The sequence below is a fragment of the uncultured Sphingomonas sp. genome (assembly GCF_936927845.1).
Lineage (GTDB): Bacteria > Pseudomonadota > Alphaproteobacteria > Sphingomonadales > Sphingomonadaceae > Sphingomonas.
The window spans coordinates 69,257-87,199 of record NZ_CAKZHV010000002.1 but is presented as its reverse complement, the minus strand read 5'-3'; the positions used below and the strand labels follow the sequence as shown (position 1 = coordinate 87,199).

The following is a 17,943-nucleotide window of genomic DNA, read 5'->3' as shown; positions in this document are numbered from 1 at the left end:
GCTGCCGTGGAACTACCGGCCCGTTTGAGGTGACGCCGTCACCGGACGCTTACCTTTTACCGACGTTGGTGATCCCTCACCTGTCTTTTCGCTTCGTTGCACCGAGCCGCCGTTTACCATGGAGAACGCCTTCGGCGTTGGGGCTCCACCCGCGATCAGAGTGCCATATGGCACTCTCTCCCATGATGAAGCTTAGGCGATCCTGTCCGCTCCACCGCATCGTGCCGACACGAAAGTGGCTGGCGAGCAGCCTCATTCCGTCAGCCTCCCGCCGATAATCGATATGGGCCTCATCATGTTCGCCCAGCCAGTCGGGGAACACTGCTACGGCCAGGAGTTGAGCTCCGGCGAGCTCAGGTAGTCGCTCATCGGTGATCCTGGCCAACCGGTAGTGGATCGCTTGCCTCATCGCCGCGGCGAACTCCTTCTTAAATAGGTGGGATCGCTTGAACTCCCAACCAAAGACGTAGCCCGATGTGGCGCAGCGGCACACGGCGTCGATCCTGAAGCTATCGCCTTCCGCGCTGATCGCTCCGACCTCATCGTAGAAGTCGAACGTGCTTTGCAGCAGCGCGTACGCTGCCGCCCTGGCCGCGCTTTCCTCGCCATAGAGGCGCAGACTGTCATCCTTGGATTTCGCCATGTGTCGCGTGCCTAGCCCCTGTCCGCTATTCACGGTATGTTCTACGGAACGCAACTGGTGGGGCAAGCATGAACGATTTGAACCTCTCTCTCGGAGTGCTGGAGTCCATTTACGATGAAGCCAAGCGGGACGACCTGTCATTCGCCGAGTGCGCCGGGCTCTATGCCGGGGCGCGCATCCATTGCGATGACTTCCGCCGGTACATTGACACTGAGCGGGGAGGCCATGGCTATGCTCACGAGAAGGTAAGCCAATATCAGTGGCACATTGGTGCCGCCCTCGGCTTCGATATCACCAACGGCCACGACAAGGCTCAGCACCTCGGTTGGGCGCTGGGAGCGTTCTGGACCTTGCGGGACGTGCTGACGGAGAACGGCATGGAGCAGGCCTGATCGATGCTCGACGAGTGCAAACGGGAGCGACAGATCCGAAAAGTGCTGAGCGGCCTCGCGCGGCAGCGTGTCGCCATGATCCTTCAGCCACAAGACGGTTGGGTGATCGAGCGCGCGCTACAGCGTGATGAAGATACAGAGGCGGCGCTGATGACTTGTCATATGCGAGGGTGGGTCGAGCCGCTTCATGACAGCATGCCAGCCGGCGATCTGACGCCGGACATGAAGTTGCCGTCCGGACCTCTCTTTTCCCGAACCGAAACCGTCTTCCGTCTAACCGAAGGCGGATGGAGCGCTTTGAACCGCGCACATGCCTGGACAGTCGCCGGCATCGTGATCGCCATCCTGTCGCTGATCGCGACGATCGCGGTAGCGTCCTAGGTAACGGGTAACATCCGGTGCAGATAAACCAAGGGCCGCCCTTTTGGGGCGGCCCCGGCCGTTTAGTTCCCTCTCGGGAAACGGACACTCCCACAGGGGGAGGCCGCGAGTGCCCTCCATGTAGAATGCCAACGATGAAGATTCAACTTATATCTAAGGGAGCCCCGAAGCCCCCTACGCCTCCGGGGCCGCAGCAGGCGGCTCGGGCAGCTTGGGCAACCATAACAGCGCCAAGCTCAACATATCGTTGAACTCGGCTTCTGGCATCCGAACAATTCCTGCCTTGTCGGGAACGAGCCTGCTCACCGCAACCGTCGTCATTTTGTCGCAGATTGCGAATGCGGCGCGCCCATCGATCGTCGTTTGCAGCGGGAAGGCCCATGGATTGCCGGGCTGCGCCTGGGTGGAGCACGGGATGGCCGTTACCGCGCCATGCAGCGTGTTGCGGTAGGAAAGGATGATGACCGGTCGGCGCTTCCAAAACTCGGGAAGCTGGGCATCCTGCGGAAAATCGCACCAGAAAAGCTGGCGGATCTTCGGCGCACCCTTGAGCCGCGGCGCCACGCGGGGTGGCGCCTCCTGGACGTGGGCGTTCATGTGTCATCGCCCTTCACCAAGCGCAGCTTGGGAGCACCCTTCCGGTTCTGACGGATCTTCTTGATCTCGGACTTCTCCCTGATCTCTGCCAGCTTCTCATCCGCAAACGGCTTGGCCGCCTCGATCAACCCATCGAGGTGGTAGATGTTGGTCCGACTGCCCTGATCGGTCCGTCGCTCCTCGCGCCGGATATATCCCGCTGCTTCCAGACCAGCGATGTGCTTCTGGATGGTGCGAGGGTGAACGTTCATCGCTTGCGCCATCGTGCTTTTGGACGGGTAAGGTTTGCCCTCCGCCGTCCACCATTTGCTCGCCAAATACACGACGATGTTGAGATCGAGCGGTTCGAGACCAAGCTGACGCTGGTTCTCGATGATAACGCTCGGCAATGCGGTCCAACCCGCATCCATCAGCGGCTTGGTCCACTTCTTCTCGTTCGTTCGCAGATCGGAGCTGCTGTCGGTTTGCTTCTTGGCCGCCATGGGGCTATTCCTTTCTCGCAGCGGATATGCTCCTCGCGCGGAAGGCGATCAAGTTTGAGGGGGAGCCCTGAGTGCCGCCCCCGCCGGGCAGTAGTGGCTCCCCGGGGCGAGGCCTACAAGGCCGGAAGCGGGAGCCATAGGGGGCCTGCAAAGTATAGCCAGTATCCATGTAGACATCGCTCAGGGCATACCTATGGCGTATCAACCGAGTAACCGCAGGGGGGAGCCGCAACGACCTCCCCTACCCGCTGAAAAAGTTAGGCGAACGCCTCGTCGGTCAGGTTGCCGTCGCGGGAGCCGCTCTCGTTGATGCGGATGCTCGAGGTGCGGACAGCGGCTGTTTTTCGGTCCGGCACGGCCGGGGGGATCGCCGTGCCGCCTTGTCATCCCGGAGATTCTCGGCAGTGCGCGACCCGACATGCCGCACGGCAGGCGCTGCGGCCACCGCCTGCGTTGAAACGTCGCGCTGCACGACGATCACCTTGGGCGATGGCACCTCGGGCGTCGCGTTGCGGAAGCCCAGAGCGTAAAAGAGAGGATCGAGTAGAAGCAGCAGGACGAATGTCCCGAACGCCCGCAGCAGGTGCTCGTGCGTTACCCGAATGCGGGTGACCTTGGCGTTCACCGCGTCGCGGGAACGACGCGAGGCCAGGAGCGTGCCGCGGGTCAGCCTAGGCACAGGCGCCTGGGTCTTCCAAGCGGCGGCGATCTCCGCCTCCCCGATGCGCTGGAAGCCCTGGACTTGAAGCGTCTTAAAGGCGTGGAAGCCGGCGGCAGCTACGTAGACGGTCGCGATCGCCAGAACGATGAGCCGCGCCGCGTCGGGAGCAGGCCCAGCCTTCTTCTCCCAGTTGGCTGCCTGCAGGGTGATGATGACGGGAACCAGTGCGGCCAGCACCGCGAGGTAAGTAGTGGCCTTGCCCTCAGCAGTACGAACCCGCTCTACCTCGGTAGCGGACGCCTTCTGGGCCTCGTCGAGGGCCCGCTCCGGGGTGGTGGTGTAGTCAGCGGCCTCGATGGCGGCGACGTCCTGCTGGAAGCGTTGATCGTCAACGGCCCGCTCAGCTGGCGTGAGCCCCTCTATATAGGGGAAGACGATGTCGAGGGCGCGCCGCCAGTTCATACCGCGCGTTCGCAACCCGCATGGTCATGCCGCTTCGAAAGCGCGTCAACAAGCGCGTCGCTCAGCGGTGCACCGGTACGCTGCTCGATCCAGGCCCACTGCCCGTTTGGGTTCGCTTCCAAGAACCAGAAGTTGCCCCCAACATCCTCGATCAGATCGATCGCCGAAAAGCGAAGTCCTAGTTCCCGCGTTACCGCCACGCAGGCGGTAGCGACGTCACCGGGCAGCTCGAATCGTTCATGCTCCAGGTCCAAGCGCACGCCCCTTCGCCAATCGACGACTGTCTCCTCGTGCACTTGCGAAAGAATGCGGGCCGCGAAGACCCGGTCGTCGACGACCACGACCCTTACGTCCGCATGCTTGGCGACCTCGCGCTGGAGGATCATAGGCGCCCGTCGGACCGCTTCAGCATCCCCTTTTTCCAACTCCGCAACGCGGCTGGTGAAGAGGACGCTGCCCATCTCACCATCGTCGATCAGGGCGTGGCGGAGCGGCTTGGCCACCGTGGGTCCGTCGGCGTGGAACGTCCTCGCTTGGTCGAATGAATTGGTCACCAGGGTTTCCGGGACGCGCAGGCCCACACCGCGGGCTACGGCGAGCTGCCGCGGCTTGTCCTCGGCTCGCAGGATGGCGAACGGGGAGTTCAGCCACCTGTCCTCGAGCGCGTTCCAAAGACTGCGGAGGATCGCCGACCATTCGGCCGCGACGTAGGCGGCCACACCATCGGCACCCTGCCCTTCCAAACCGCCGGGACGGCGGTAATACGCAGCGGCCACTTCGCGGAGGGAAAGATCGCCGCTCGGCCCAGAGAGCACAAGACGCGACGGGTCGCCGTCGACCATCTCGATCTCGTATTCCGGAAGGTCCTCCGTGTTGAGGCGGAAGAGGGGCAGCCTGCGCCGACGCATCTCCAGCACGACGAAGTCGGAGGTGACGTCCCGCTTGTTGGTGACGACGAGGATCAGCCCGCGCCCGCTCACCATCCCGGGATCACGGCCTCGTCGTCCCTTTCCTGCTGGACGTCGGTTTTGGTCGTGATCTCCGCGAGGCAGAGCGATGCGTCCTCATCATCGGCCTCCTGCCGGACCTTCGTGTAAGTCCCCGTCTCCATCGACCCGAACCGCATGGGATCGTCGTCGTCCGCCTCCACCCGCTGCATCGTCTTGGTCTGCGTCGCGGCCATGACGTCCGACTGCACCTCGACGATGGGCCGCTCGGCTCCGTCGCAGTCGATAACCCAGACGCCGAGCTCCGGCGAGTAGCGGCCGGGCATCTCGGATCCTTCAGACCGCGGCGTAGCGAAGCGGAGCAGGAAGGGATCGACGGCAGATTCGGAGGCGGACGCGATCATAGGTCATACCAGCAGCAGTGTTCCTGGCGGGAACATCTAGAGAAAACGGCAGCAGTTGATAAGTGCGCGAGTAATCTTTTCGCCTTCCGCCGACAGGCGCAAGGGGCCATCACGTTTCTGTTTCGTTCCACGCCGGAGCTGGTAGCGTCCCGTCCATGAAGGCATCTGAACTTCGTCAGCGCGTCGAGCGCTACCTACGCGGCGACCTGCGCGTTGCCGATCTCGACCGCATCTTCCTAGGACTGCGCGAACGCAGCTTCGGTCACGCCTCCATCCGCGAAATCGGCGACTTCGTCGCGCATCGGGATCAGCGCGAGAAGGGACCGGTCACGGAGAAGGCCCGGGATATCCAGCTCAGTCTTGAGTCGTGGCTGCGCCAGAGGGACGGTCGCTTTCCGGACCTTCCTAGAGCCAAGCTGATCAGCGCCGCCAACCTGCGAACCGCAACCGACGAGCAGCTCGACGAGCGCCTTGGCCTACGACGAGAGGTGGTGAAGTCGGTGCTCGCGCAGGCCATTCGTAAGATGGAGATGGACCGATTCGACAAGGTCACCTCGCGGGAGCAGAAGGTGTTCAACTATCTCGCGGGCGCCTTCATCTGGAACCCGGCCTTCACGGACCGGCAGGTGGCCGACGACCTCGCCACGGTGCTCGTGAAGGCAGGAGCGATGCGCCTAGACGAGCAGGCCGCCTTCGATGCGAACCGCACGTTCCTCGCTCTCTACGTCACAGCGCTCATGCACGACTCTGCCGTCGTGATGGAGGACGGCGCCCGCTTCGACCTCGTGGCAGGCTTCAACAACGACCGGGGGCGTATCGAGGTTAAGGCGCGTCTTGATCTGCCCGGCTGGGGGAAGCCGGTGACAGCGCCGGTGTGCATGTTTTGGACAGAGCTTCTCGGCGTGGAGCATTGTTCCGACGAGCTCGCTGCCGCACCGGGCGCTTGGGAAGGAGCGATTGAGATAGACCCCTCCGGGCGACTGGCACGGTTCACCTGACCGAGTCGCCACGGACAGAAGAGCGCGCTTGGCTCCGAGGTGCGATCGACATCTGCCTCGCCGGCCGGACACGCGGGCAGCCGCGAAAAGGAGCTTGGCCTCCGCGAGCGGAAGGCGGCTGACCCGGTCGATCTTCTCCGCGACCACCAACTCCCCCGGGCTGCAGGTCCGCTTCCATGCGCAACAGCTCGGGCCGGACGGCCGCGAGCCAGATGTCTTCTCGCGGTAGACTGCCGCGACGTATTAGCCCGCCGCTCGCGCGCCCGCGACGATCACCCCCTGCCGCGTCAGGTCCTGCTCGTCGGTGCTGACGCGCAGGTCGACCCGCGCCGCACGGATCGAATGCTGATTGCCATCATTCATCATGGCCAAACTGCATATACCCTTGTGAGCCAGTCATGCAGCAGTCGGCTCAGAACGGCAAATACCGGTCCTACGTAGCCTAGCTAAGCGGACCGGGTCTAAGTAGCTGCTCCATCATCGATGAACGCTACTTCGGTGACCGGCCGTGCATCGATCCCTGCCTCCACGCTGGCGTCCGACTTTGCGCTTCGGTATAAGTCCGTTGGAAAGGTCGGAGCAGCGGATTTGGTGCAGATGGAAGCGCAGCGGGTCAAGATCGTGGATGGTGGGAAGCTCGTGATCCCGGCAGCAATGCGCCGTGAGCTCGGGATCACCACGGGTGACACCGTTCTCGTCGATGTGGACGATGGCGAGTTGCGGGTACGTTCCATACCTAAGGCACTTGAGCGTGCTCGCGCCATCCTGCGCAAGTATGTGCCCGAAGGCGTCGGCTTGGCCGATGAGCTGATCGCGGAGCGTCGGCGTGAGGCGGAGCGTGAGTAGCAAAGTCGTACTCGACGCCTCCGCCCTGCTCTGCCTTCTGAACGACGAACCCGGGGCGGATAGGGTAGTCGACGTCCTGACCCGCAGCATCATCGGAACAGCCAACCTCGCAGAGGTCGTCTCCAAGCTACGGGACCGGGGGTTGCCGCTCGACGAGGTGCGTGAGGCGCTTGGCGGGCTGCACCTCGATGTCCGGCCGCTCACTCCCGCCCAGGCACTCATAGTAGGCGACCTCCGGCCAGCCACGAAGGCGCTCGGTCTTTCTCTCGGCGATCGGGCCTGCCTTGCCTTGGCGATCGACCTGCAAGCCGAGATGCTCACAACGGACGGGCCACTTGCGAGCGCCGATGTAGGCATCACTATCACCAATGTACGGCCACAGGCAGAGTAGTCGCACATTCGTGCTTTTGGGTACGGTTCGCCGAAACAGAGAGACCGACGCGCTAGACGTCCACTGTTTTAGTCGAACGCCCATCATTTCAGGACGCTGTCACAGGGCGAAAGTCGTCCACCAATTCAGGGAAACCTACAGTCGGTCTTCGATGATCCAATCCGCACCAACAAGCCGCGGCTGTCCTCGGTGACGCGGGCAACCGTGATCGCCACCAGCTCCGAGCGCCGGAACGCCCCCGCCATCCCGATCGCGAGCAGCGCGCGATCGCGATAGGCACGCAGGTCCTCGCCGGTGACGCTGCGCAGCATGTCGCGCAGCACGTCGCCATCGGCCGCGCGCTTCTTGGCGGGCAGCTCGTCCTTCTTGTCTTTGCGGATCGCGCGCATCGCCTTGTCGAGCCGGGCGGCATCGGGCTGGGTGGTCGGCGGCTCCATGTCGGCCGCGCGATGGGCGAACACGATCGCGGCGAGGCGTCGGCCGATGGTGGCCTTGCCAAGCGGCCGCGGTTCCTGGCGCGGGATGAGCCGGCCGCGCTTGGTGCGCAGCGGCTCGCGTGGCGCAAAGCCGGTCTCGGCGAGAAGCGTCAGGAACGCGGCGACGGTCGCCGGCGTCGCGGGGAGCGGCCGGTAGCCTGCCTCGCCGCACCACGCGCAGAAGAGCCGCCAGTCGGACTTGTACGCGCGCAGCGTCGCGTCGGCCGAGGCGCGGCCGACATAGGCGTCGACGCGTTCGCGATCGCCGGGGGCAAGATCGGGGAGATAGGGCTCGAGCGACGTGACCTGATCCAGCACCACCACCGCGCCAGCCACGATCGCATCAAGCTCGCTTCCGTTGTTCGCCGCGTCGTCACGCATGTCGGGTCGATCGGGTCCGGTTGAGCCGGGATTGGCCGCAACCTGGCTATCGAAGCGCGCGATATCTGGCCATCATCTTTTTAGCGGGAATCACAGTTATCGCTAGAAAGAATGATCCGGAGGTGCCCGATCATGTAGGTTTTCCTGAAACAGTGGATGTTTCTGCAGAACGGACTCCGCACCTGAAATGGTGGACGTTCACCTTAAACGATGGACGTTTGTCGACACGCTGGGCTCTCCCCCTTAAGCTGTCGCTGCCTGACTACGCATCGCGCGATGACAGGGTCAAAGCCGTGGCATCTGGTATTCCAGGGGAGGCTCAGGTGTCTGGGCTGAAAACTTCGTTGAAGTCGCGTTCCCATGCGGCCTCCAGCACAGCGATAGTTCCACCGCACAGCGTACCTTATGGCGGGAGACGGCGTGGATCGAAACGAGTGCTAGGCCGTCACGACCACATAGCTTGCACCACGTGCTTCGATGATTGCGTTAAAGCGATCGATATGTCGCAACTGCTGCTCGGGCGGTTCGCCGAAATGATTCCATTTGGCATAGCGCGGTGTCCGCCACGGACCGAAGCCTTGGTCAAGCACGACGCGCACGGTCGCCCCGCTCATTGTTAGGGTCATAACGCGGCCGTGATCAGCACCGTGCTCCACTAACTCGGGGGCAAGCTCACGCGACTTCAGCAGCCCCAACAGCACCGCCTCGCGATCCTCCTCGAATTGCCAATCGTGATCGGGCGCAAAAGGCTGGCGCTCGTTAGTCTTCAGTCGATTGGTCACGATCCGAACCGGCAGTTCCTGGTCCCTACCTGCCAAGTCGTTCCGCAGCGCGGACAGAGCCTCCGTCAGCAACCGCACCGTCAGAGGCGACTGCAGATATCGATCGCTATACTCAATCCGCTGGAGAGAGCCGTTGCCGCCCGCCTCACGGATCGCGGGCCCGATCAGCCGCACGAAGCGGTCGCCGAAATCAGCGATGGCGCCATCGAGCGCATCCGTGATCTCGATGTAGCGCGTTCCTGACGCAGGCAGCAGCGTTGACAGATCAATCGCGGGGGTGAGCGGGAGGGACGGCGCAGCGATCCGCACCACCGGCCTTTCCTGTCCTTCACCCCAAGTGGGTCCAGCGCGCCGCGCGCCTTCGTCACGCGATGCCCACAGCAAGCTACCTGCTGCCGCAATCGCGATCGCGCCGTTCGCGAAGGTCGGCGGCATTCCGCGTCGTAGCGAAAGGCCGAGAGCAAGCGCAGCATCCCGCAGGCTCAAACGTTGCGCCGCGTCCAACGTGGTCGACCAGTCCGGGGCTACTACCAGCGACACCGCAGCCCCGCGATCGCCGAGCTGCCGCGCCAGACCCGCAATTCTGCCCGTGCCGATCGCCGCCACGTCGCTGTCTGGACCGACCCAGATCGTGACGGCGCGGGCCCCGGTGCTCACGGCATCACTCAAAGCATCGGCAACCGAGCGCGCGAGGACGGCGTCGTGCGCTGCTCGATCCTCTTCTAGCACCTGACCCAGGGCCGTCCGAGCCGTTCTGACCCACTCCAATGCCGCTTTGCGGTCGATGATGCCGGCTTGCTGGTAGAGGTCGGCGGTCAAGACGCACGCCGAACAGCCACGCTCACAACCCGGCGCCGTGCAGTCGAGGATAAGTTCCGCATCACGAAGCAACGCTTCGTAGAGCGCTACCCCTTGCGGGGCGAACCCCGCCCCGCCTGATGCCCGATCATAGAGGAACAGCGAATGCGTGACCTGGCCAAGTGGTGTGCCGGCGCGGCGCACCGCCATGCCGAGTTCGCCCGCTTCTATTCCCAACCCCCGGGCCAGCGCCTCCCGCAGCGCCGAAACAGCCGCCCAGGCAGCGCCCTCGCTCTCCAACCCGACCGGCTGCAGTTCGATGACGTCGGTAACGGTTTCGTGCCCGAGCGCGATCGGCGGCGTGATCTTGAACGGCTTGTCGTTGCCTGCACAGCGGCCGTCGGATGCTCTCCTGGTGAAGCGCAACGGGGCGTGATCCTTCAGCGGGTGGACACCTCCGCTCGCTGCGGCGGGCGCCGCACGACCACATTCGAGACAGATATGATAGCCGAGCTTGGGTTTTGGCCCCCGCGACGAGTAGAAGACCAGCCCGTCGGCGCTGGCGCGCATTCGGCCCTGGCCGGGGTCGGCCATCGGCGACCAAGCGGCACCGCGTGCGACGATCTGCTCGATTTCCGGCTCGACATAGGTCACTTCGTCGGTGTCAGCGTGCGGCTTGGCTGCCATGTCGGCGGTGAAGCCCGCCGGCTGGAGAAAGCGGCGCTGGCGATCGAAGCCGAGCTCCGCATGGCATTGGGGGCAGGCCGGCGGCGCGACCGTGACGCAATCCGCCGCCCCGCACTCGCCGCAGCTCCAGAAGGTCTTGAGGCTCTGGATCTCTCTGGCTTCGGCGTCGTCGGCGGGACGCAGCCAGTTGAGCGTCACACCGGCAGAGCGATAGACCAAGCCATCCACCACCACCTCAGCGCCGGGCGCGTAGTCGCGGATCGCGATGTCGAGCGTGCGCGTGGGAAAGCTGCGCCGACGGCGGCTGCTGTCATCGGCGGTTTCGTCCCTGGGCGGCTTGTCGTCATTGAGGAAGGGGACCACGCCGGTAGGAAAGCCGTGCGCGGGCAGGACGCCCCGATAGCCCAGTTCCTTAAGCAGATTGTCATTCACCAGCCGCTTCAGCTGGTAGCCAAGGCTCGCCTGCGCCTCCTTCGGCGCGCCATCCGCCTGCTGCTGGATCACGCCCCATTCGGCGACGGCAGCATCCCACGCCGCCTGCATCGCAGCCTGAGCGGCGGTGAACAGGGTGCGATCCCCGGCCAGCATGGTGCCGGCCACTAGTTGCCGCACCTCGCCTCCCAGCAGCTCCTCGGTACTTGGCGCGCCGAGCCAGGCGAGACAGGTTGCGACCGCGGCATCTTCAACCCGTGCCGCACCGATCTCAGCGGGCAGGCCGAAGAAGTCGCCGACCCGCGTCTTCATCGCCTCGCCACCGGCGCCAGCGAACCAGCGCGCGAGCAACAGCGCGTTGACGTGGCGCTGAACGATGCGGCGGCTGTCGAGCTTGACGCGCGGCGCGCGGGTCTGGCGTGCAAGGTATGCCTGCGGGTCGCGGAACGCCTCGCGGTCGAGCGGCGTGTCGCGAGTGTAGGTGAGCGACAACGCGAAGCCCTGCCGCCGACGTCCCGCGCGGCCGACGCGTTGGCGATAGTTGGCGAGCGCGGGCGGCACGTTGGTCATCATCACCGCCGATACGGAGCCGATGTCGACGCCCATCTCCATCGTCGTCGAACAATTGAGAATATTGATCTCGCCACGCTTGAACTCGCTCTCGAACCGGCGGAGCCGCGCCGGCGGCTGCTGTGCCGAATGCTCCGCCGCGCGCAGATAGGGCGACAGCAGCGCGACGCGATCGTGCAGATCCGACCACATACCTCGTTTGCGCAGCGTTGCTACGGCTTCCTCACCATCGAACCATTGACGGATTGCCTCCACCTCGCTGCCTCGAGGGAAGGTCACCGGCAGCTGCGGAAACACGAGCAGCTGCGGCGTCTGGTCGGCGGTCTTGAGATGCTCGCGGTGTCCATATGGGGTGAGGCCGAGCGCGGTCGTAGGCAGCACTCGCCGGGTTACCGGGCATTGCCACGCCTCCAGCACGGGCGCGACGTGCGCCTTGGCAAAATCGAGCGCGTAGCCCGGCTGAGTCTTGCTGGCGAACAGCGGAAAGAGCGCGGTCCAAGCCGCCTCCAGAACCGCGTTCAGCCGCGCCCGGTCCTGCTGGTCGCCACGGTCGAGGCTGAGGGTCTTTTCGAGAATGAGGACCAAATTGGAGGGGCTGCCCTTGGTCTTGCCGACCATCGGCCACTGGATCTCGCTGGAGTATTCGGCCCTTTCGCCAAACGGCTTCAGTGACTTCCGCCATCCGCGCGAAGTTATCCAGTGAATGTCGCCGTCATTGGCGCGGATGCCCAGGTTTGCGCGAACCGCCATGTCGACGATGGAATAGAGCAGTCCTTGCCACTCGCTCACGCCGAAGCCGCGTGCGAGCAACGGCTCCGGAACCGCTTTTGCCCCGTCGATCGCGCTGAAGCGAAGCCGAGCCAGCCCCATAGTTTCGGCCGTGTTCGCCCGCCGCGGCCGGCGGGCCAGCTCGCGCAGCAGCAGAAACTCGGCAAAAGCTATCGGATCATCACGGTAGCGCTCGTCGCGGTGCTGCCAAACGTCGCGCATCCACTTTCTGACCGGCTCGGCAGCTGCCAGCCCGGCCTTGAGGTCGCTCCAGGCGATCCCGTCGACCGAGGGAGTGAGCAGCGTCGCCAGTTCCACGCGCTTGTCGGCGAGCATATCAGCGATCGCCGGCGCCATCGCGGCGTGGGGTTCCAGCTTGGCGATGTCCTCGCGCAGCGCAGCGACCCGCTCGTCGTCTGCCCCGCCGCTCACCATGCTGCCCTGAACGGCGTGGTAGATGTGCCCGCGCACATAGCCGCGTTCGGCGTTGGTCTGGAGGTTGGCGGCAAAGCGCGCCGTGCCCTGTCGGCTGTCGGTGAAGGATAGGAGCTGGCGACCTTCTACCGGCGGCGCGTAGCTGCCCTCGGCCGGTCCCTCCCGATGCGGCACGCCCTCAAGCAGCACGGGAGCGGCATTGCCGATCAGAAACGGCGCGCCATAGCGGATCGGGCGCAGCATCGAACCGTTGTCATGACCCGTCGCGCCGCAATTTCCGCAGCAATCGATGTCCTGCGTGAATAGCTGTCGGGTCCGGTCGTCCGGGCGATCGGGGCGTCGCCCGGTCTCCACCTCAACGGGCGCTTCCCGCCCGCCGTCGAGCCGGTGTGCGGCGATGGCAAGCGTCCGCGCCTCATAGTCGTGATCGCCCCACGGAGCGACCGCCTCGTCCACTTCCGTCTCGGCTTGCTCGCGCTCGATTGTCGCGGCAAACTCATCGATGGTTGGCGGAGTCGTGATGGCCCGCAGGTGACCATCGCGTTCCTCGCATTCGAGATAGGGTTCTCCGCAATCACGGCAGGCCTTGACCTCGAAAACTGGGCTGCTGCAGGCCGGGCACTGGTCGACCTGCTCGGGCAGCACACACCCGAACGCCCAGTCGGTAGGCGCGTCGGGGCAATTGGGGTTGAGGCAGCTCCACAGGCCAGGCACAGCGCGCAGGAATCCGTGGATGCGCAGCGGCAGCAGCGGGACTCGCTGCGTATCGCTGTCGTCAGCAACCGCCTCGATTACGCGCTCGACCGGCTCACCGGTCGCAGCCAGGAGCGTCTGCGCCTGTTCTAGACGTAGCGGCCCGGCTTCCGCTGCGCGCACGAACGCCTGCACTGCCGGGCTGGCGGCGACCCGATCGCGGTCGGTCAGGTCCGCGGGTTTCAGCGCCGAAACCGCCGCTGGCGGCGGCAGCTCGGCCTTTTCTCGCTCCCCGAGAACAACCTCCACCCGCTGCTCATCGGCGCCCGACAGATCGCGCAGGAAACGCCTGAGTTCCTTGGTCACGTCCTTGCCGTCGCCGATCGTCGCGGAGGTCGCGACAAAGCGGACCTCCTCCGCGCGCACGCCAAAGGTCAGCAGCACGCGCCGGATCAGGAGCGCGATCTCGGCGGCCGCCGACCCGACGTAGCTGTGCGCCTCGTCGAGGATGATCCAGCGCAGCTTGCCCCGGCTCGCCTCGATCAACGGCCGATCGACGCGGCGTACGATCATGTATTCGAGCATCGTCACGTTTGTGACTAGGATAGGCGGAGGATCGCGCCGCAGCGTCTCGCGATCCCTCACCTGCTCGGGCACGGGCGCATCGGTGCGTAGTGGCTTCTCCGGCGTCAGGCCGTTATAAAGACCGAAGCGTAGCCGGTCGCGGAACGGCCGCGTCCAGGCACGCAGCCGCTCCTCCTGGCTCGCGATAAGGGCGTTCAGCGGATACAGCGCGATCGCCCGCACGCCGGAGAGCTTGCCGGCGATTTCGGCTTCGTCGGCAAGGTCGCTTAAGAGCGGCATCAGAAAGCACTCGGTCTTGCCAGAGCCGGTGCCGCTGGAAACCAGCACTGATCGTCGTTCGGAGGCTGTCAGATGCTGCCAAGCCTCAAGCTGGTGGCGATAGGGCTGCGCATCCGGCGGAAAGCGGTAGTCGCCCGCCGTGTCACTCGAGATCGCGCGGATCACGTCGGGGTGAAGTGGATCACCCGCACAATCTGCGAAGGTGCGGCCCGAGGTGACGAAAGGTGCCGATCCCTCGATTAGCGGTTCGCGCACCAGCGCCCCGTCAGCGACATTCGTCGAACCGAACTGACGGCGCACTTCCGTTGCAAGGCCAGCATGATTGAGCCCCGACTGGCCTAGCACCGCCTCAACCGTGCGGTCACGTATAAGCTCCATGGTGCGCAGCGGACCGGTAGTCGGGCGAAAGGAGGCGGCATCGGCCATGGATCAGGACAGCTCCTTAAGACTCGCCGTAAAAGCGTCGGCGAAGAAGGTCGGGAAGTTACGTGCCACCGTCTTGATGTGGCGGATATCGTCATCCTGCGGCGTCCAGATCTCCAGAACCGCAGCAGCCGCGGCGCAGGGCGCGTCAAGTGTATCGAGCACGCCCGGGTCGAACCGCTCGAAATAGCTCGGCAGATATTCGCCGATCCGCGGACGGTAGCGTTGGCCGGATGTGCGCGGGATGCGATCCACCGCGCGATTGAGGAACGCTTGAGCGACGGCCGCGATCGGGTCGGCTTCCCCGGGCAGGAGCACGGGACCGAGCAGCGGCTCGCGCTCGACCAACCGCGCGACCACGGTATCGACCGCATCCTTCGCGAACCGGGGCGCATCGGTGCCGAGCGGTTCGAATTGCGCCAGCGCCCGACCAAATGCGAGACCCTGTGCGGTCTGCCAGTGATAGCGCGAAATCATGCACCAGGCGAACGGCAACGCATCCGACAGGCTCAGCACCGACTCTCGGGTTTCAGCAGATGCGGTCAACGCCAGCCGGGCAAGTATGCCGCGCCGGCGAACCAAGAGTTCAAGCACGCGGAAGGTAGCCGGCGGCATGCCGCGCAGCGAAGCGATGAGCTCGTGCAATTCTTGTACAATTGCTGTCCCTCGCGCCTCGTCGCTTTCGGCGACCGCGAGCAGATCGAGCAACGCGTGGTCGAGCGCCTGGCCCGGTTGACAGGCCATCGCCTGCGCGAGTCTTCCCGCAGGCGCTGCGTCGCGATCTCCACGATAAAAATGCGGCCGGGAAAGCACCGTATTGCCCGAGCGCAAAAAGATGAGCCAATCGCCCGCGAGCGACGGCAGCGCGGCTGGACGATGATTGGCGTCCGTCAGCAGCGAATAGGGACCGAACGACCGCTCGTCGGCAGGCCGCGCAAGCGGTCGTCCGACCAGTTCGGCATTTTCGGCAACCAGGCCAAGCGGCACCAGCGCGTGCCCGTTCTCGATCGAGAGATCGTGCGGAAATTGGTGAACCCGCCACCACGTCTCGATGCCGTCGTGCATGCCGAGGCGCACCTCGGCATCGATGGATTGGGGCAGAAGTAGGCTGGCGATATCCGCCGAAACGGAGGCCATCGGCAACTCGTCAACTATCTCCCATGTCATCTCCGCGACGGGCCTGCCGTTCTGGAGCAGCTCGCCGGTCATCTGGACGCGCCCGGCATTGACCGCGACGAGATCGGGGAGATCGGCGAGCGTGATCCTCTTCTGGTGGGGCAGCACCGCACCGTCCCAGCGCGCGATCGTCGCGACGGTGGGGTGATTAACCCTCACCGGCAGCGCCGGGCCGTCGGGCCACTCGATATATGCGGTGAACCAGTGGGCGAGGCACGCAGTCGGCTTGGTCTGCCACTGACGATCGCTGATCACTCGCACGGGTGCGTCCTCGGCGGGGTCAATACTGCACGCGCCGAACCCGGCGAGGGTGTACATCGCTTTCTGCGGCGACCCTCCGCGCGAAATCTCCGCCCCTACGGGCAAGACGGCGATGCGGCGTCGGTCCAAAATGATGCCGTCGCGGCGCCAGCCGAGTTCGTAATGGCCGACCGGCAGCGGCTTTGGCGCTGCTGCCCACGCACGTGTGCCGATCGCACGCACGCACAGACTGCCCTGCCCAACCCGCGCGAGAGGCGGCCCAGCAAAGAGATCGACGTCGCCCGCAACTTCAGCCCAACTGGCGAGCGTCCCGAGCAACTCGATCCGGTTCGGCTCGTCCTGTGGCTGGCCGCACAAGACGCGGAACCGGTCACCGTCGGCATCGGTCACGAACGCTCCGCCGGTCACGCGCCAGAGTTGGGTTTGACCGACGCCGGAGCCGATCAACTCTACACTCTCGCCGCCCGTCGCGTCGACACGCCAGTCTCGGGGGATTTGAACTACGACCGTGTCGGCGCGGTATTTACCCGATCCCGAGCCGATGACGCGCAGCAGCGTCGGCGCCGCCGCGTCGCCTTCTTCAACCTCGGTGACGATCAGCGCACCCCGTCGCGGCTTTCCACCCGCGAGCGCTATGCGTGCAACGCGCTGCTCGCCCGAGCGGAGATCAAACTCGATTGCTGCCGCGAAGGGCAGCGGATGAACGCCGCGCGCGCGTTTTGTGGAACGCGCGGTCCACCCAATTTCGCCATCAACCGGCGCTTCCAGCATTGCCAGTTCGCCCGGCAGGCTGCGCGCCATCTCGCCGGCCGCGAATACGCGCAAGCGCCCACAGGACGTATCAAGCGCGCGCGTCGCGGCGCTGTCCAGTGCGCCGTCCAGCGTGATCCGCACCGCCTCACACCAGCATTGACCGTCTCGGAGGAGAAAGCGTTCCACGCCAACTGCGTCGCCCGACAGCGCTTCAACCTTCATCAGCCCTTCGATCAGCGCCTCGGCCGCTCTGTCGCTGGTGCTCAGCGGCAACCGCTGCTGCCATCCGGGCTGGTGGAGCTCCAACCAGGCGGTCACCGCCATGTCAGCGACCGCGGCGGGGCCGTCCGCCTCGCGTCGCAGCGAAACCACCGCGAGCGACAGGTCGGCGCAGAGCGCCAGGAACTCGTTGTCACGGAAAAGTTGCGGCAAGCGTGGCTTCTGCATGGCGGCCAGCTCCAGCGCCCGCTCCTCACCGGCGGCTGGTTCGGCCAACAATGGCGCGACGATCGCCTTGAGCACCGCCTGGGCCCAGCCGCTACCGCCGTCCTCCACCGCCGCGGCCGGAAAGCCGCCCTCCCGCGCCAGGCTACCGAGATACTCGGAGCCGGTTCCGCCCGACAGCAAGCCTCGACGCCACAGGCGCAGCCCCGCTGCCGTGATGCGCCGGAACAGCGCCTGGTCCTCCGCCATGTCCAGCGCACGCGCAAGGTCAATCCAGCGATGCCCGCCACCTCGATAGCAACGACGGAACCACTCCGACGCCCAGAGCACGAACAGGGCAGGCCAGTGACCGCGCTCAAGGCCGCCAAGTGATCGTTTCCCGAGATCGGCCTGCAGTCGGTCAAACGCCTGGCCCGTCAACCGGTATCGGTATAGCCAGCGTCCGTCCGGCGGCGGAAGCCCATAATCCGCGGCAAGGGCAGGACCTGAAGCTGTGCTCGTCGCCGCACCGATCTTCAATCGCGCCAGCTTGGCGCCGATCTTGAAGCGCAAACTACCAGCCCAGGGCAGCCCGAGCGCGACCAACTGCGCGTCAAGCGAATGCAATGCCTCTCGGGTCGTCGCCTCGTCGACACGCAACGACCACAGCTCTCTATCCGCCATCCCCTTTTGCGCCCTCAATTTTATTGTATTCTGCCCCCGGTGACCTTCCGATGCTGCGATATGTCGAGCAACTGGTAAATGCGTGAAATCGCCTTGCGGCCATTCTCGGGTTGACCACCAGATCGTTTGCATG

Annotated in this window: 15 protein-coding genes; 5 read left to right on the top strand and 10 right to left on the bottom strand. The window is 65.0% G+C overall.

Features of this window, described 5'->3' with window-relative positions; all coding sequences use genetic code 11:
* Window positions 1-76: 76 nt before the first annotated feature.
* Window positions 77-643 carry a hypothetical protein gene (locus Q0579_RS00730; protein ID WP_298270239.1) on the bottom strand — a complete coding sequence of 189 codons (567 nt, stop codon included), beginning with the start codon at window positions 641-643 and terminating at the stop codon, window positions 77-79.
* 68 nt (window positions 644-711) lie between these two features.
* Between Q0579_RS00730 and Q0579_RS00725 the strand changes: the two genes are divergently transcribed.
* Both Q0579_RS00725 and Q0579_RS00720 read left to right on the top strand, forming a co-directional pair.
* Window positions 712-1,035 carry a hypothetical protein gene (locus Q0579_RS00725; RefSeq protein ID WP_017980718.1) on the top strand — a complete coding sequence of 108 codons (324 nt, stop codon included), beginning with the start codon at window positions 712-714 and terminating at the stop codon, window positions 1,033-1,035.
* A 3-nt stretch (window positions 1,036-1,038) separates the two neighbouring features.
* On the top strand, window positions 1,039-1,416 hold the full coding sequence (locus tag Q0579_RS00720; protein WP_017980719.1) for a hypothetical protein: 378 nt from the start codon (window positions 1,039-1,041) through the stop codon (window positions 1,414-1,416).
* A 174-nt stretch (window positions 1,417-1,590) separates the two neighbouring features.
* On the opposite strand, the gene Q0579_RS00715 is transcribed toward Q0579_RS00720, so the two are convergent.
* The 5 genes from Q0579_RS00715 to Q0579_RS00695 form a co-directional block, all read right to left on the bottom strand.
* The gene (locus tag Q0579_RS00715) at window positions 1,591-2,013 is read right to left on the bottom strand and encodes a type II toxin-antitoxin system PemK/MazF family toxin (protein ID WP_033374241.1); all 423 of its coding nucleotides are present in this window, start codon (window positions 2,011-2,013) and stop codon (window positions 1,591-1,593) included.
* Window positions 2,010-2,495: a helix-turn-helix domain-containing protein gene (locus Q0579_RS00710; protein ID WP_298270249.1), complete on the bottom strand. Its 486-nt coding sequence runs from the start codon at window positions 2,493-2,495 to the stop codon at window positions 2,010-2,012. Before Q0579_RS00710 ends, Q0579_RS00715 begins: the two co-directional genes overlap by 4 nt.
* Before the next feature lie 277 nt (window positions 2,496-2,772).
* Window positions 2,773-3,618 carry a hypothetical protein gene (locus Q0579_RS00705; RefSeq protein ID WP_298270252.1) on the bottom strand — a complete coding sequence of 282 codons (846 nt, stop codon included), beginning with the start codon at window positions 3,616-3,618 and terminating at the stop codon, window positions 2,773-2,775.
* Window positions 3,615-4,601 carry a hypothetical protein gene (locus Q0579_RS00700; protein ID WP_298270255.1) on the bottom strand — a complete coding sequence of 329 codons (987 nt, stop codon included), beginning with the start codon at window positions 4,599-4,601 and terminating at the stop codon, window positions 3,615-3,617. Before Q0579_RS00700 ends, Q0579_RS00705 begins: the two co-directional genes overlap by 4 nt.
* Window positions 4,595-4,891 (bottom strand): hypothetical protein, encoded by a 297-nt coding sequence (locus Q0579_RS00695; RefSeq protein ID WP_298270258.1) that lies wholly within the window; start codon window positions 4,889-4,891, stop codon window positions 4,595-4,597. The genes Q0579_RS00700 and Q0579_RS00695 overlap by 7 nt, the downstream gene beginning before the upstream one ends.
* 233 nt (window positions 4,892-5,124) lie before the next feature.
* Here Q0579_RS00695 and Q0579_RS00690 point away from each other — a divergent pair, with 233 nt between their 5' ends.
* Entirely contained in the window at window positions 5,125-5,967 is an 843-nt protein-coding gene (locus Q0579_RS00690; RefSeq protein ID WP_298270261.1) for a hypothetical protein, read from the top strand.
* Window positions 5,968-6,210: 243 nt separating this feature from the next.
* On the opposite strand, the gene Q0579_RS00685 is transcribed toward Q0579_RS00690, so the two are convergent.
* Entirely contained in the window at window positions 6,211-6,333 is a 123-nt protein-coding gene (locus Q0579_RS00685) for a hypothetical protein (protein ID WP_298270264.1), read from the bottom strand.
* A 132-nt stretch (window positions 6,334-6,465) separates the two neighbouring features.
* Between Q0579_RS00685 and Q0579_RS00680 the strand changes: the two genes are divergently transcribed.
* Window positions 6,466-6,813 carry an AbrB/MazE/SpoVT family DNA-binding domain-containing protein gene (locus Q0579_RS00680; protein ID WP_298808045.1) on the top strand — a complete coding sequence of 116 codons (348 nt, stop codon included), beginning with the start codon at window positions 6,466-6,468 and terminating at the stop codon, window positions 6,811-6,813.
* Window positions 6,806-7,204 (top strand): type II toxin-antitoxin system VapC family toxin, encoded by a 399-nt coding sequence (locus Q0579_RS00675; RefSeq protein ID WP_298270270.1) that lies wholly within the window; start codon window positions 6,806-6,808, stop codon window positions 7,202-7,204. The genes Q0579_RS00680 and Q0579_RS00675 overlap by 8 nt, the downstream gene beginning before the upstream one ends.
* 125 nt (window positions 7,205-7,329) lie before the next feature.
* Here the strand turns inward: Q0579_RS00675 and Q0579_RS00670 are convergent, their stop codons facing one another.
* The 3 genes from Q0579_RS00670 to Q0579_RS00660 all read right to left on the bottom strand — a co-directional run bounded on the left by Q0579_RS00670 (window position 7,330) and on the right by Q0579_RS00660 (window position 17,942).
* Complete coding sequence (locus tag Q0579_RS00670; RefSeq protein WP_298270273.1) at window positions 7,330-8,061, bottom strand: hypothetical protein; 732 nt, start codon at window positions 8,059-8,061, stop codon at window positions 7,330-7,332.
* Window positions 8,062-8,498: 437 nt separating this feature from the next.
* The gene (locus Q0579_RS00665; protein WP_298270277.1) at window positions 8,499-14,516 is read right to left on the bottom strand and encodes a DEAD/DEAH box helicase; all 6,018 of its coding nucleotides are present in this window, start codon (window positions 14,514-14,516) and stop codon (window positions 8,499-8,501) included.
* A 3-nt stretch (window positions 14,517-14,519) separates the two neighbouring features.
* Window positions 14,520-17,942: an STY4851/ECs_5259 family protein gene (locus tag Q0579_RS00660; RefSeq protein ID WP_298270280.1), complete on the bottom strand. Its 3,423-nt coding sequence runs from the start codon at window positions 17,940-17,942 to the stop codon at window positions 14,520-14,522.
* Window position 17,943 lies beyond the last annotated feature (1 nt).